We start from the raw sequence: 12,048 nt of genomic DNA, 5'->3' as shown, positions 1-12,048 counted from the left end.
CCGCAGCCAACGACGTCAGTCGCGACGCGCAACGGATACCGTGGCCGGGTGCATGTCGTGATCATGGGTTGCGGGCGGGTCGGGTCGACCCTCGCGCGCAGCCTCGAGGACCGCAACCACACCGTGTCGGTCATCGACAGTGAGCCCGACGCCTTCCGGCGCCTCGGCCCCGAGTTCAACGGCGACAAGGTCACCGGCTACGGCTTCGACCAGGCCGTCCTCGAGAAGGCCGGCATCCGCCGCGCCGACGCCTTCGCGGCGGTCTCGAGCGGCGACAACTCCAACATCATCGCCGCGCGCGTCGCGCGCGAGACCTTCGGCATCCAGCAGGTCGTGGCCCGCATCTACGACCCCGGCCGCGCCGAGGTCTACCAGCGCCTCGGCATCACGACGGTCGCGACCGTCAAGTGGACCGCCGACCAGGTGCTGCGCCGCCTGCTGCCCGCCGGCGCCGAGGCCGACTTCCGCGACCCGTCCGGCACCGTACGGGTCGACCAGGTGCCCATCCCGGAGCAGTGGGTCGGCCAGCGCACCATCCACTTCCAGGAGCAGACGGGCTCCCGCATCGCCTGGATCGACCGCCTCGGCGAGGGCATCCTCCCCAACCGCGACTCGGTCATCCAGGAGGGCGACCTGATCCACCTCGTGATGCGCGAGGAGAACGCCGCCAACACGTTCAAAGTCATCGAAGCCGGACCCGAGGAGCGCTGACGGTGTCATGAGGGTTGCCATCGCCGGAGCCGGCGCCGTCGGTCGCTCGATCGCCCGCGAGCTGATCCAGAACGGCCACCAGGTGCTGCTCATCGACAAGGACTCCGACGCGGTCAAGCCCGAGCGGGTGCCTGACGCCGAGTGGCTGCTCGCCGACTCCTGCGAGCTGTCCTCGCTCGAGGAGGCGCGCCTCGACAAGTGCGACGTGGTGATCGCCGCCACCGGTGACGACAAGGCCAACCTCGTGACGTCGCTGCTGGCCAAGACCGAGTTCGGCGTGCCGCGCACCGTCGCCCGGGTCAACCACCCCAACAACGAGTGGCTGTTCAGCGAGGCGTGGGGCGTCGACGTCAACGTGTCGACCCCGCGCATCATGTCCGCCCTGGTCGAGGAGGCGGTGACCGTCGGCGACCTGGTCCGGCTGTTCACGTTCCGCCAGGGCAACGCCAACCTCGTCGAGCTGACCCTGCCTGCCGACTCGCCGTACGTCGGCAAGCCGGCCGGGCTGGTCCCCTTCCCCGACAACTGCGCCCTCGTCACGATCCTGCGCGACGGCCAGGTCTACGTCCCCGGCAGCGAGCAGCCGATCGAGGCCGGCGACGAGCTCCTGTTCGTCGTCCAGGAGGACCGCGAGGACGAGCTCGAGCGCCTCCTCGCCCCCACCGAGCACGGTTCCTGAGCAGCGGCGCGCGAGGAACGAGCGTGCGGCGTGGCGCCTACGCTGCCCCGGGCTGGGCCTCGCGCCCCTCGTCGATGGGCGTGGCGTTGCGGGCCAGCAGCCAGACGATCAGCGACCACGAGGCGATCCGCAGCGCCCAGCCGAGGCCGAGGCGCAGCACGCCGATGAGCAGGACCGCGGTGTCCTTGTCGATCGTGTCGGACCAGCCGAGCAGCCAGACCGGGCCCTGCAGCAGCACGCCGACCGCCCCGGGCATCAGGAAGACCCAGGTGAGCCGGGTGCAGAGCCTGACCACCTGCTCGTCCTCGTGCCAGGCGAGCGGGTCGCCGCTGACGCTACCCACCATGAAGCCGGCCACCGGCCAGCGGACCAGGCACGACGCCCCGAAGAGGATCGTGTAGCCGAGGCTGATCAGGATGCCCGGCAGGAAGTAGGCCAGGGCCTGGTCGGAGGCGTCGCCGCCGGCGCTCGCCGCGATCCGGGTGAAGACGTAGCCGATCGCGATCGAGAACGCCGCGTTGAAGACGTACTGGACCGTCGAGCGCTGGATCAGCCGCACCGCCAGGGCGAGCGCGACGCCGACACCGCCGACGACGAGCGCGGCGCGGATGTCCTTGGTCGCGAGCCAGATGATCGTGAACAGGACGCCGGGGATCGCGGCCTCGACGATGCCGCGGCGGCCGCCGAGCGAGGCCGCCATCTGCGCGCGCACCATCGCCTCGACGGTCTCGACGGTGGGGCGCGGCCGCTCGTCGTCGGCGTCGGTCCCGGCAGCCACGTCCGGCCCGTCGGGGTGCGGGGCGCTCATGGGATGAGCTGGTAGCGGGGGTTGTACATGACCCGCGCGCCGTCGTACGCGCCGATCCGGCCGTGCACCTCGATCGCCCGGCCCGGCTCGATGCCGGCGATCCGCCGGCGCCCCAGCCAGACCACGGTGATCACGCCGGTGCCGTCGTGGAGCTCGGCCTCGAGGGCGGGGATGCCGGCCCGCGGGCGCAGGGTGACGGTGCGGAGAGCGCCACGCAGTGACACCGGCTCGCGGTCGGGCGCCTCGGAGATCGACGTGGTGCCGGGCGTGCCGGCGCGGGCGTACTCCTGGCGCAGGTGGTGGGCCTCCTGGTCGCTCGGGTTGGCCCAGCGGCTGATCGTGCGCCGCAGCTTGTTCTTGCTCACTGGTCGGAGCGTCTGGCCTGCGGTGGCATGACGAGGGGGAGGCCCTCGCCCACGGGCATCGCCTGGGCGCCCCGGTGCACGGCGACCCGCCGGATGCTCTCCTCCCAGTCCTTCGCGTCCTCGGGGCGGGTGGCCCCCGCGCCGAGCAGCGAGCACCGCAGCATCCAGCGCGGGCCGTTGATGCCGATCACCCGGGAGACCTGGCTGCCGCCGCCACGCTGGCGCACCTCGCAGATCAGCTCGGTGCCCCACGGCCCCTGGCGCTCGGTGGCGGTGCCACCGGCCTGCGCGATCTCACCGGCGATCTTGGGGCGGGCGTCGGACCAGAGGTCGCCGTTGCGGGGCGCCGCGAAGGCGCGCAGCTCGAGGGCGCCGTCGGGCCCGGCGATGACGACCGACTGCACGGCCCCGCTGGCCTCGTCGACCTGCAGGCGCAGCTCGCGGTTGGGCTCGGGCGCGATGAGCAGGGAGCCGAGGTCGACGCGCTCGCCGGCGCCGTCGCCCGGCAGCTCCTCGGAGTCGAACGGGCCGTCGGCCGGCAGGTCCTCGGGCTCGGCCTGCGGCTCCGCGGGGTCGAGGTCGCCGACGGTGCCGTCGGGCTCGACGTCGGACTGCGCCTTGCGGCGGAACTTCACGTGCGCTCACTTCCAGTGTCGACGGCCGGGGTCTGCGCCCCGAATCCTCCGGTAGAACCGTAGCCGCCGCCCCCTCGCACGCTCTCGGGCAGGACCTCGACCTCCGCGAACGCCGCCTGCTCGACCCGCTGGAACACCAGCTGGGCGACCCGGTCGCCGCGGCGCAGCTCGATCGGCTCGGCCGGGTCGAGGTTGACCAGCAGCACGCTCACCTCACCGCGGTACCCCGCGTCGATGGTCCCCGGCGTGTTCACGATCGACAGCCCGTGCCGGGCCGCCAGCCCGGAGCGCGGGTGGACGAGCGCGACGTACCCCTCCGGCACCGCCATCGCGATGCCGGTCGGCACCAGCGCCCGCTCCCCCGGCTGGAGGGTCACGTCGACGCGAGTCATGAGGTCGGCCCCCGCGTCGCCGGGGTGGGCGTACGCCGGCAGCGGCAGGTCGGGGTCGAGACGGACGACAGGCACCGGCAGCTCCACCCGCCGGAGGCTAGTACCTCCCGCTAGTGGGAGGATCCGCGCGTGGACGCGGCCAGGTACGACGAGCGGCTGGGCGTGCCTCTGCGGTGGTGGGTGCAGGGCGTGATGCTGGTCGCGAGCCTGTGGTTGGCGCTGGTCGTGGCGGTGCCCGGGGCCGCCGCCTGGCTGTGCAGCGGGCTCGCGCTGGCGCTGCTCGCGGCCCTCCTCCTCTCCTACGGGAGCGCCCGGGTGAGCGTCGAGGGCGGCTGGTTCCGCGCCGGTCGCGCCCGGATCGAGGCGGTGCACCTGGGCTCGGTGGCCGCGCTCGACGCCGAGGAGACCCGGCGGGTCGCCGGCCCGGAGGCCGACGCCCGCGCCTACCTGCTGCTGCGCCCCTACCTCAAGCGGGCGGTCCGCGTGGAGATCACCGACCCGGCCGACCCCGCGCCGTACTGGCTGGTGAGCTCGCGGCACCCCGACGAGCTGGCGGCGGCGATCCATGGGCTGACGGAGAGTGCCCGGGCGTAGACACGAGACGCGACCAGAGCCGTGGCCGCGTGAGCAACGCACCGAACGCGATCGAGGATCGCTGACTACGCCGCTGCGCCGCGTGGGTACCGTCAGCCCATGGCATCTGACAGCTCCAAGGTGTGGACCGTCATGTCCCTGGTCGCCGGGCTCGGGGCGGCGGCGCTGACCCGCAAGCTCCTCGACCGGTCGTGGAAGGTGGCGGCGGGCAAGAACCCGCCCGAGAACCCCGCCGACCCCGACGTGAGCATCGGCGAGGCCGTGCTGTGGGCGAGCGTCACCGGCGCGGCGGTGGCGCTGGCGCGGATGGTCGCCCAGCGCCGGGCCGCGAGCTACTACACCCGCTCGACGGGTCACCTGCCTCCCGGGCTGCGGAAGGGCGACGAGGCGTAAGGACGGCGTAGACGCGCGAGAACCCGCCACCCGAGGGTGGCGGGTTCTTCGCCGGATCGGCGATGCGTGACTTCGCTACGCGCAGTCGAAGCAGATCAGCTTCTTGGCGTCGGCCAGCTGGCTCCGGTGGTGGACCAGGAAGCAGCTCATGCAGGTGAACTCGTCGTCCTGCTTGGGCTTCACCTCGACCGCGAGCTCCTCGTGCGAGAGGTCCGCACCCGGGAGCTCGAAGGACTCGGCCGCCTCGGCCTCGTCCTCGTCGACCTTGCCGGAGTTCTTGTCGTGGCGACGCGCCTTGAGCTCTTCGATGCTCTCTTCGGACTGGTCTTCTTCACTCTTGCGCGGGGCGTCGTAGTCAGTCGCCATGTCTCATCACTCCCTTCGGCCGTTCTTCACGTCTGTCATCCCCCGAGACCGACGTGGAACGTCGTCGGCAAGCGAGGATTGTGCACCATTGGCCCGGGAACGGACACACCGGCGGCCGATGCGCGGGTGGAACACCGGGTCGGGGGTGACTATTCCCTGCTCGGGAGCGGGCTCACGAGCCGGACGACGCGAGGTACCCAGCCTGGGCTACGGCACTCCTGAACTCGTCGAAGCCGCCCTCCGGGGCCGCCAGCACGATGGCCCGGCCGCCCACTCCGCGCTCGGACTGGACCCGCGCGCCCGCCCGTTGGGCGACCAGCCCGCCGGCCGCGTGGTCCCAGAGGTTGACGCCCTCCTCCAGGTAGCCGTCGAGGGACCCCTGGGCCACCCCGCAAAGGTCGAGCGCACACGACCCGAGCCGCCGGATGTCGCGGATCCGCGGCAGCAGGCGCAGCAGCGCGGCGGCCTGGATCTCGCGCTGGCGCGCCTCGTAGGAGAAACCGGTGCCGATCAGGCGCTCGGCGAGCGGGACGACGGGGCGCACCCGGAGCGGTACGCCGTCACGCTGGGCCGGGCCGTCGGCGGTCGCGGTGTACTCCTGGCCGGTCGCGACGTTGAGCACCACCCCGGCCACGACCTCGCCGTCGAGCTCGGCGGCGATCGACACGGCGTACTGCGGGATGCCGTAGAGGAAGTTCACCGTGCCGTCAATGGGGTCGACGATCCAGCGGACGCCGGAGGAGCCCGGCTCGTCGCTCTGGTCGCCCTCGGCCTCCTCGCCCAGGATCGCGTCGTCGGGGCGGGCGCCGAGGAGGCTGCGCCGGATCAGCCGCTCCGCGCTGCGGTCGGACTCGGTGACCACGTCGACGTCGCTCGACTTGGTGGCCGCGACCGTCACCCCGCGCGCGGCACCGGACTGGACCAGTCGGGCCGCGTCGCGCGCCGCGGCGACCGCGAGGTGGAGCAGCTCGTCCGGCGTCGGACCGACGCTCGTCATGCCGGCTCGCCGCAGAGAGCCGGGCGCTCGGCGCGCGGGTTGGGGCAGCACCCCACCGGGCAGCGGTCCCAGAGCGGACCGATCGACCCCACGGCCGCGCGGACGACGTCCTCACCGCGCTCGACGGCCGCGCGCTCGAGGAGCAGGTCGCGGACCATGGCCACGAACCTGGCATCCGTGCCGGCCGTGGCCGCCCGCCGGACCGGCAGGCCGAGCCGCTCCGCGGTGGCCATCGCCTCGGTGTCGAGGTCGTAGACGACCTCCATGTGGTCGGAGACGAAGCCGACCGGGATCAGCACGGCGCCCGGGGCACCGGCCCGTGCCAGCTCCTCGAGGTGGTCGTTGACGTCGGGCTCCAGCCAGGGCACCTGCGGCGACCCCGACCGCGAGCAGTAGACGAGCGCGTGCGGGTGGTCGGCACCGGTCTCCTCGGCGATCCGGGCCGTGACGGAGGTCATCGCGTCGCGGTGCTGCGCGACGTACGCACCGCCGTCGGGACCGGACGTGTCGGCCATCGTCATCGGGATCGAGTGGGTCACGAACACCAGGTGCGCGCCCTCGCGTGCGTCGCCGAGGGAGGTCAGGGCGGCCAGCGTCGCGTCGACCACCGGCTCCACGAAGCCCGGGTGGTTGAAGTAGTGGCGCAGCTTGTCGAGCACCGGCGCGCCCCCGGGACGAGGCCCGTCGCCCGAGACCGCGGCGACGGCGTCGTAGAGGTTCTCGCGGTACTGGCGACAGCTCGACCACGACGAGTAGGCGCTGGTCACGAAGCAGGCCGCCCTCGTCACGCCGTCGTCCGTCATCCGCTGCACCGCGTCGGTGAGGTAGGGGTCCCAGTTGCGGTTGCCCCAGTAGACGGGCAGGTCGATACCGGCGGTCGCGAGGTCGGCCTCGATGCCCGCGAGCAGGTCGCGGTTGAGGTCGTTGATCGGCGAGCGGCCGCCGAAGAGGCGGTAGTGCTCGCCCACCGCCTCGAGCCGCTCGCGCGGAATCCCGCGTCCGCGCGTGACGTTCTCGAGGAACGGGACGACGTCCTCCTGCCGCTCCGGGCCGCCGAAGGAGACCAGGAGCAGCGCGTCGTACGGCGCGACGTCGGTAGCCTCCACGTCGCGAGTCTATGGAGGGGTCCGATGCTCGGGTCGTACCGGTCGGTGCTCTCCCGGCCCGGCGCCCTTCGGTTCTCCGCGGCCGGCCTGGTCGGGCGGCTTCCGCTGTCGATGGCCGGGCTCGGGATGCTGCTCCTGGTGCAGGCCGACACCGGCTCCTACGGCGTCGGCGGGTCCGTGGCGGCCGTCTACATGGTCGCCAACGCGGTCGCGGCGATCCCCCTGGGCAGGCTGGTCGACGCCCTCGGCCAGGGCCGGGTGCTCGCGACCACCAGCGTCGTCTTCGGGCTCGGGCTGGTCGGCCTGGCGGTCGCGGTGCACACGGGCTGGCCGAGCTGGTCGTGGTACGCCGCAGCGGCGGTGGCCGGCGCCAGCCTCCCGCCGATCGACGCCTGCGTCCGCACGCGGTGGGCCCACGTGCTCGAGGGACCGGACTCCGCGAGCGAGGTCGAGACCGCCTACGCGTTCGAGGCCGTGGTCGACGAGTCGGTCTTCATGGTCGGCCCCATCCTCGTGACGCTGCTCGGCACGCTGGTCGACCCGGCGGCCGGCATCGTGGCCACCGTCGTGGCCGGGGTCGGCGGCAGCCTGGCGTTCGCCGCCCAGCGGGGCACCGAGCCGCCCGCCCACCCGCGGGACCGGTCGGCAGGCCCGCAGGAGCCGCTGCCGTGGCGCACCCTCGCACCGGTGACGGTCGTGTGCGTCGCGCTCGGGCTGATGTTCGGCGGCACCGAGGTGATCACCGTCGCCTTCGCCGACGAGCAGGGCACCAAGTCCGCGGCCGGACTGCTGCTGGCGCTGTGGGCGCTCGGCAGCCTCACCGCCGGCGCCGTCACCGGCGCGCTGAGGTTCCGCCGCAGCCTCGCCCAGCGGGTGCGCTGGGGAGCCCTCGGGCTGGTGCTGGCGATGGCACCGCTTTTCCTGGTCGACTCGATCGGCGTCATGGGCGCCCTGATGCTGGTCGGCGGACTGGCCATCGCGCCCACCCTGATCGCGACGACGGCCATGATCGAGCAGGTCACTCCCCCGGCCCGGCTCACCGAGGGCATGGCGCTGCTGCAGACCGGCCTGGTGGCCGGGGTCGCGCCGGGGGCCGCGCTCGCAGGAGTGGTCGTCGACGCGGGCGGCTCGTCGCCGGCCTACCTCGCGGTCTCGCTGGGTGCCGCGGTGCTCGCGGCCGCGGCCGCGCGGGCGCTTCCGTCGGGCTCCGCCGAGAGGGCCGACATGGAGTTGGGAGCCAGCCGCACCGAGCCCTAGCCTCAGCAGGCCATGCCCGTACTGTCCGCCTACCGCCAGGTGCTCTCAGAGCCGGGCGCCGCTGCGTTCTCCGCCACCGGGTTCCTCGCCCGGCTGCCGATCTCGATGGTGACGCTCGGCATCGTGCTCATGGTCTCGGCCGAGACCGGCTCCTACGGCCTGGCGGGCGGGATCTCCGCGGCGTTCGTCGTGGCCTCGTCGCTGGCGGCACTCCTGCAGGGTCGGCTGATCGACCGCCTCGGCCAGCGCCCGGTGCTGCTGCCGGCGATCGCGCTCTGCTCGCTGAGCCTGTCGCTCCTGGCCTGGGCGGTCGAGGCCGGCCACCGCGTCCCGCTCCCCCACGTGCTCGCCGCGGTCGCCGGCGCGACCATGCCCGCCGTCGGCGCCGCCGTCCGCGCGCGGTGGACGCACGCCCTCGCGAACCCCTCGGAGCGCCAGACCGCCTTCGCGCTCGAGGCCGTGGTCGACGAGCTCGTCTACCTCCTCGGGCCGCCGCTGGCCACCGTCCTCGCCACGACCGTCCAGCCGGCGGCCGGCCTCGTCGCGGCGATCGTCACCGGGCTGGTAGGCACGCTGCTCTTCTGCTCCCTGCGCGCCACCGAGCCGCCCGCCCACCCCGTCCACTCCGAGTCCGGGGCCAGGACGAGCATGCCGTGGCTCCAGCTCGTCCCCCTCGCCCTGATCTGTCTCGCGATGGGCGGGGTGTTCGGCTCGACCGAGGTGGTGACCGTCGCGTTCGCGGAGGACCTCGGCGAGAAGTCGATCGCGGGCGCGCTGCTCTCGCTGTGGGCGCTGGGCTCGCTGGTGGCGGGGTTCGCGACCGGCGCCGTGAGCTGGCGCAACACCCCGGCGGCCCGGATGCGGCTCGGCGTGGTCGCCTTCACGGTCCTGATGGCGCCGACCCCGCTCGTCGGGGGCGCCGTCGCGATGGGCGTGCTCCTCTTCCTGGCCGGGTTCGCTATCGCCCCGACCCTCATCGCGGCCGTGTCGTTCGTGGAGCAGACCGTGCCCGCGCGCCGGCTCACCGAGGGCATCGCGATCCTCACCACGACCATCGCCGCCGGCATCGCGCCGGGCGCCGCGGTCGCCGGCGTGGTCATCGACGCGCACGGACCGCACGCGGCGTACCTCGTGCCGGTCTGCTCGGGCCTGATCGGCGTCGTGGCCGCCGTCGCGACCCGCCGCGGGCGGTCAATAGGCTCCTCGCGTGACGACGTGGACGAACTGGTCGCGACTGGAGACGGCCCGCCCGACGCGTGAGGCCACGCCCCCCGACGCCGACGCGGTCGTCGCGGAGGTACGCCGGGCGCTCGAGTCCGGCAGCACGGTCAAGATGGTCGGCACCGGCCACAGCTTCACCGCGATCTCCGCTCCCGAGGCGACGATGCTGCGGCCCGACCGCCTGCTCGGCATCGTCTCGGTCGACCGCGACGCGATGACGGTCACCGCCCGCGCCGGCACCCCGCTGAAGGTCCTCAACGCCGAGCTCGAGCGGCTGGGCCTGAGCCTGCACAACATGGGCGACATCGCCGAGCAGACGCTGGCCGGCGCGATCTCGACCGGCACCCACGGCACCGGCGGCACCGCGGCGGGGCTGGCGGCGCAGGTCGTGGGTCTCGAGCTCGTCACCGGCACCGGCGAGCTGCTGCGGGCCACCCCGGAGGAGAACGCCGACATCCTCGACGTGGCCCGGGTCGGCCTCGGTGCGCTCGGGGTCCTGACCACGATCACGTTCCGCGTGGAGCCGCTGTTCGTCCTCGAGGCGGTCGAGGCGCCGTACGGCTGGGACGAGGGGCTCGCGTCGTACGACGAGATCACGGCGAGCGCGGATCACGTCGACATGTACTGGTTCCCCCACACCGACCGGCTGCAGATCAAGCAGAACTTCCGGCGCGGCACCGACCTCTCGGTCCGCAAGCCGCTGTCGCGCACCCAGCTGCTGCTCGACGACCGGTTCCTGCAGAACACCGTCTTCGGCGCGGCAACCGCGGTGCTCAACCGGCTGCCGGCCGCGATCCCCCGCTTCAACCGCCTCGGCGCGCGCCTGCTCAGCGACCGCACCTACTCGGACGTGGCACACCGGGTCTTCGTGGCCGAGCGCGACGTCGTCTTCCGCGAGATGGAGTACGCCGTGCCGCGCGCGGCCGGGCTCGACGTGCTCCGCGAGTGCCGCCGCGCGCTCGACGCGTCGGACCTGCGGATCAGCTTCCCCGTCGAGATCCGAGTCGCACGGGCCGACGACATCCCGCTGTCGACCGCGGGCGGCCGCGACTCCTTCTACCTCGCCTTCCACACCCACCGCGACGCCGAGCACCGCGACTACTTCGGGCTGCTCGAGCCGATCCTGCGCGCCCACGACGGCCGGCCGCACTGGGGCAAGGTGCACACCCGCACGGCGGCCGACCTGGCGCCGGCGTACCCGCGTTTCGAGGAGTTCCTCGCCCTGCGCGACCGGCTCGACCCCCAGCGGGTCTTCGCCAACGCCTACCTGCGCCGCGTGCTCGGCGACTGACCCCGGACCTCCCCGGGCACCGACGCGGCTGACCTGCGACGACGATCACGCGGATCCCCGGCGTGGCGCACGCTCACGGTCCCGCCCGCGCGCGGGCCGCTGACGTAGGCTCGCGGCATCCGGACAGAGGACCACGACGAGGCCACGACCACCCATGTCGGCACCCCAGCGCTCAGCCAGCCAGCGCCCCAGCCCACCACCGGCTGCGGCGCGCCCCGAGCAGACGACCGGTCAGTACCTGACGCTCGTCGGACTCACCCCGGACGGCCGCCGGCTGAGGCTGGCCGACCCGCACGATCCGTCCGGACCGGAGTTCACGCTCGAGATCGACGCCCGGCTGCGGGCCGCGCTGGGTGTGGCTCCGGGCGTCCGGCCCGAGAACCGACCCGAGAAACCGGTGCCCAAGGTGGAGACCCAGATGGACAGCATGCTGCGACCCCGTGACATCCAGGCCAGGATCCGGGCCGGGGAGACCCCCGAGCAGGTCGCCGCTGCTGCCCAGACGACCGTCGACAAGGTGATGCCGTACGCCGCCCCGGTGCTCGCCGAGCGCGAGCACGTCGCCGAGCGCGCCCAGCGGTCCTCGATCCGCCGTCCTGCTGGCGACGCGCCGCACGGCGCGCGCACCCTCGGCGAGGCCGTCACCGGTCACCTGCACCAGCGCAACGTCGACCCCGAGGTCGTGGCCTGGGACGCCTGGCGCCGCGAGGACGGTCGCTGGTCGTTGACGGGGCGCTTCACGATCCAGGGCCGCGACGGCCTCGCCGAGCTCACCTTCGACCAGCCCGGCAACTTCGTGGTGCTCGACAACGACGACGCGCGCTGGCTCGTCGGCGACGTCCCCGACCCGGTGGCCGATCCCGAGCCGCAGCTGGCCGACCAGCCCGGCGTACGCCGCCTCTCCTCCGTCCCCGCCGAGGACGAGCACCAGCTCAGCCTGACCGACGAGCTGGGCGAGGAGCTCGGCGACGACGCGCTCCGCATCACCGACGAGCCCATCGAGGCCTTCCTCGACGACCAGCCGGGCGTCGACGAGAGCGAGCTGGTCGACGAGGCCGCCGACGCCGCCGCACTCGACGACGAGGACGACGAGACTCCCGAGCCCCCGCGCCGCCCGGTCAAGAAGACCCGCGGCCGCGCCTCGGTCCCGAGCTGGGACGAGATCATGTTCGGTGGTCCGAGCGAGTAGGCGACAGCGAGGAACGAGCTGTCGCCGTCACGAGCGAAGGTCGG

At 73.5% G+C, this 12,048-nt stretch carries 15 protein-coding genes; 8 read left to right on the top strand and 7 right to left on the bottom strand.

The annotated features are described in order from the left end of the window. Nucleotides 1-63 precede the first annotated feature (63 nt). Together G514_RS0104175 and G514_RS0104170 are read left to right on the top strand one after the other, a co-directional pair. Nucleotides 64-711: a potassium channel family protein gene (locus G514_RS0104175; protein ID WP_425411428.1), complete on the top strand. Its 648-nt coding sequence runs from the start codon at nt 64-66 to the stop codon at nt 709-711. A gap of 7 nt (nt 712-718) precedes the next feature. Further along, a complete protein-coding gene (locus tag G514_RS0104170; RefSeq protein WP_028650728.1) occupies nt 719-1,390 on the top strand; it encodes a potassium channel family protein in 672 nt (223 codons plus the stop codon). Nucleotides 1,391-1,427: 37 nt separating this feature from the next. On the opposite strand, the gene G514_RS24815 is transcribed toward G514_RS0104170, so the two are convergent. Genes G514_RS24815 through dut form a run of 4 tightly spaced genes read right to left on the bottom strand, consistent with a single transcriptional unit; the run spans nt 1,428 to nt 3,677 of the window. Then, nucleotides 1,428-2,198 carry a DUF3159 domain-containing protein gene (locus tag G514_RS24815; RefSeq protein WP_211222027.1) on the bottom strand — a complete coding sequence of 257 codons (771 nt, stop codon included), beginning with the start codon at nt 2,196-2,198 and terminating at the stop codon, nt 1,428-1,430. After that, entirely contained in the window at nt 2,195-2,563 is a 369-nt protein-coding gene (locus tag G514_RS0104160) for an OB-fold nucleic acid binding domain-containing protein (RefSeq protein ID WP_028650727.1), read from the bottom strand. The genes G514_RS24815 and G514_RS0104160 overlap by 4 nt, the downstream gene beginning before the upstream one ends. Further along, nucleotides 2,560-3,198 carry a DUF3710 domain-containing protein gene (locus tag G514_RS0104155; RefSeq protein WP_028650726.1) on the bottom strand — a complete coding sequence of 213 codons (639 nt, stop codon included), beginning with the start codon at nt 3,196-3,198 and terminating at the stop codon, nt 2,560-2,562. Before G514_RS0104155 ends, G514_RS0104160 begins: the two co-directional genes overlap by 4 nt. After that, nucleotides 3,195-3,677 carry a dUTP diphosphatase gene (dut, locus tag G514_RS24810; protein WP_157544590.1) on the bottom strand — a complete coding sequence of 161 codons (483 nt, stop codon included), beginning with the start codon at nt 3,675-3,677 and terminating at the stop codon, nt 3,195-3,197. The genes G514_RS0104155 and dut overlap by 4 nt, the downstream gene beginning before the upstream one ends. A gap of 42 nt (nt 3,678-3,719) precedes the next feature. Between dut and G514_RS0104145 the strand changes: the two genes are divergently transcribed. Together G514_RS0104145 and G514_RS0104140 are read left to right on the top strand one after the other, a co-directional pair. Continuing rightward, nucleotides 3,720-4,184 (top strand): DUF3093 domain-containing protein, encoded by a 465-nt coding sequence (locus G514_RS0104145; protein ID WP_028650725.1) that lies wholly within the window; start codon nt 3,720-3,722, stop codon nt 4,182-4,184. A gap of 99 nt (nt 4,185-4,283) precedes the next feature. After that, complete coding sequence (locus tag G514_RS0104140) at nt 4,284-4,577, top strand: DUF4235 domain-containing protein (RefSeq protein ID WP_028650724.1); 294 nt, start codon at nt 4,284-4,286, stop codon at nt 4,575-4,577. Between the two features lie 75 nt (nt 4,578-4,652). Here the strand turns inward: G514_RS0104140 and G514_RS0104135 are convergent, their stop codons facing one another. From G514_RS0104135 to G514_RS0104125, 3 genes are all read right to left on the bottom strand, one after another. Then, complete coding sequence (locus G514_RS0104135) at nt 4,653-4,943, bottom strand: DUF4193 domain-containing protein (protein ID WP_028650723.1); 291 nt, start codon at nt 4,941-4,943, stop codon at nt 4,653-4,655. A 172-nt stretch (nt 4,944-5,115) separates the two neighbouring features. Next, a complete protein-coding gene (locus G514_RS24805) occupies nt 5,116-5,940 on the bottom strand; it encodes an inositol monophosphatase family protein (protein WP_036563491.1) in 825 nt (274 codons plus the stop codon). Next, nucleotides 5,937-7,046 carry a ferrochelatase gene (locus tag G514_RS0104125; protein ID WP_028650722.1) on the bottom strand — a complete coding sequence of 370 codons (1,110 nt, stop codon included), beginning with the start codon at nt 7,044-7,046 and terminating at the stop codon, nt 5,937-5,939. The genes G514_RS24805 and G514_RS0104125 overlap by 4 nt, the downstream gene beginning before the upstream one ends. Nucleotides 7,047-7,070: 24 nt before the next feature. On the opposite strand from G514_RS0104125, the gene G514_RS24800 reads away from it, so the two are divergent. From G514_RS24800 to sepH, 4 genes are all read left to right on the top strand, one after another. Further along, nucleotides 7,071-8,303 carry an MFS transporter gene (locus G514_RS24800; RefSeq protein ID WP_051246697.1) on the top strand — a complete coding sequence of 411 codons (1,233 nt, stop codon included), beginning with the start codon at nt 7,071-7,073 and terminating at the stop codon, nt 8,301-8,303. Nucleotides 8,304-8,315: 12 nt separating this feature from the next. Continuing rightward, nucleotides 8,316-9,563: an MFS transporter gene (locus tag G514_RS24795; RefSeq protein WP_051246695.1), complete on the top strand. Its 1,248-nt coding sequence runs from the start codon at nt 8,316-8,318 to the stop codon at nt 9,561-9,563. Beyond that, on the top strand, nt 9,511-10,815 hold the full coding sequence (locus G514_RS0104110) for a D-arabinono-1,4-lactone oxidase (RefSeq protein WP_028650721.1): 1,305 nt from the start codon (nt 9,511-9,513) through the stop codon (nt 10,813-10,815). The genes G514_RS24795 and G514_RS0104110 overlap by 53 nt, the downstream gene beginning before the upstream one ends. Nucleotides 10,816-10,969: 154 nt before the next feature. Beyond that, complete coding sequence (sepH, locus tag G514_RS28960) at nt 10,970-12,004, top strand: septation protein SepH (protein WP_051246693.1); 1,035 nt, start codon at nt 10,970-10,972, stop codon at nt 12,002-12,004. The last annotated feature ends 44 nt before the right edge of the window (nt 12,005-12,048 follow it).

Source organism: Nocardioides halotolerans DSM 19273, assembly GCF_000422805.1.
GTDB lineage: Bacteria > Actinomycetota > Actinomycetes > Propionibacteriales > Nocardioidaceae > Nocardioides > Nocardioides halotolerans.
The sequence above is the reverse complement of the archived record's forward strand: the minus strand, read 5'-3'. Positions and strand labels throughout refer to the sequence as shown.

Excerpts from the sequence above, each read along its gene's own strand:
- G514_RS0104175 (WP_425411428.1), top strand. The coding sequence starts at position 64 with ATGGGTTGCGGGCGGGTCGGGTCGACCCTCGCGCGCAGCCTCGAGGAC.
- G514_RS0104170 (WP_028650728.1), top strand. The coding sequence starts at position 719 with ATGAGGGTTGCCATCGCCGGAGCCGGCGCCGTCGGTCGCTCGATCGCC.
- G514_RS24815 (WP_211222027.1), bottom strand. The coding sequence starts at position 2,198 with ATGAGCGCCCCGCACCCCGACGGGCCGGACGTGGCTGCCGGGACCGAC.
- G514_RS0104140 (WP_028650724.1), top strand. The coding sequence starts at position 4,284 with ATGGCATCTGACAGCTCCAAGGTGTGGACCGTCATGTCCCTGGTCGCC.
- G514_RS0104135 (WP_028650723.1), bottom strand. The coding sequence starts at position 4,943 with ATGGCGACTGACTACGACGCCCCGCGCAAGAGTGAAGAAGACCAGTCC.
- G514_RS24805 (WP_036563491.1), bottom strand. The coding sequence starts at position 5,940 with ATGACGAGCGTCGGTCCGACGCCGGACGAGCTGCTCCACCTCGCGGTC.
- G514_RS24800 (WP_051246697.1), top strand. The coding sequence starts at position 7,071 with ATGCTCGGGTCGTACCGGTCGGTGCTCTCCCGGCCCGGCGCCCTTCGG.
- G514_RS24795 (WP_051246695.1), top strand. The coding sequence starts at position 8,316 with ATGCCCGTACTGTCCGCCTACCGCCAGGTGCTCTCAGAGCCGGGCGCC.
- sepH (WP_051246693.1), top strand. The coding sequence starts at position 10,970 with ATGTCGGCACCCCAGCGCTCAGCCAGCCAGCGCCCCAGCCCACCACCG.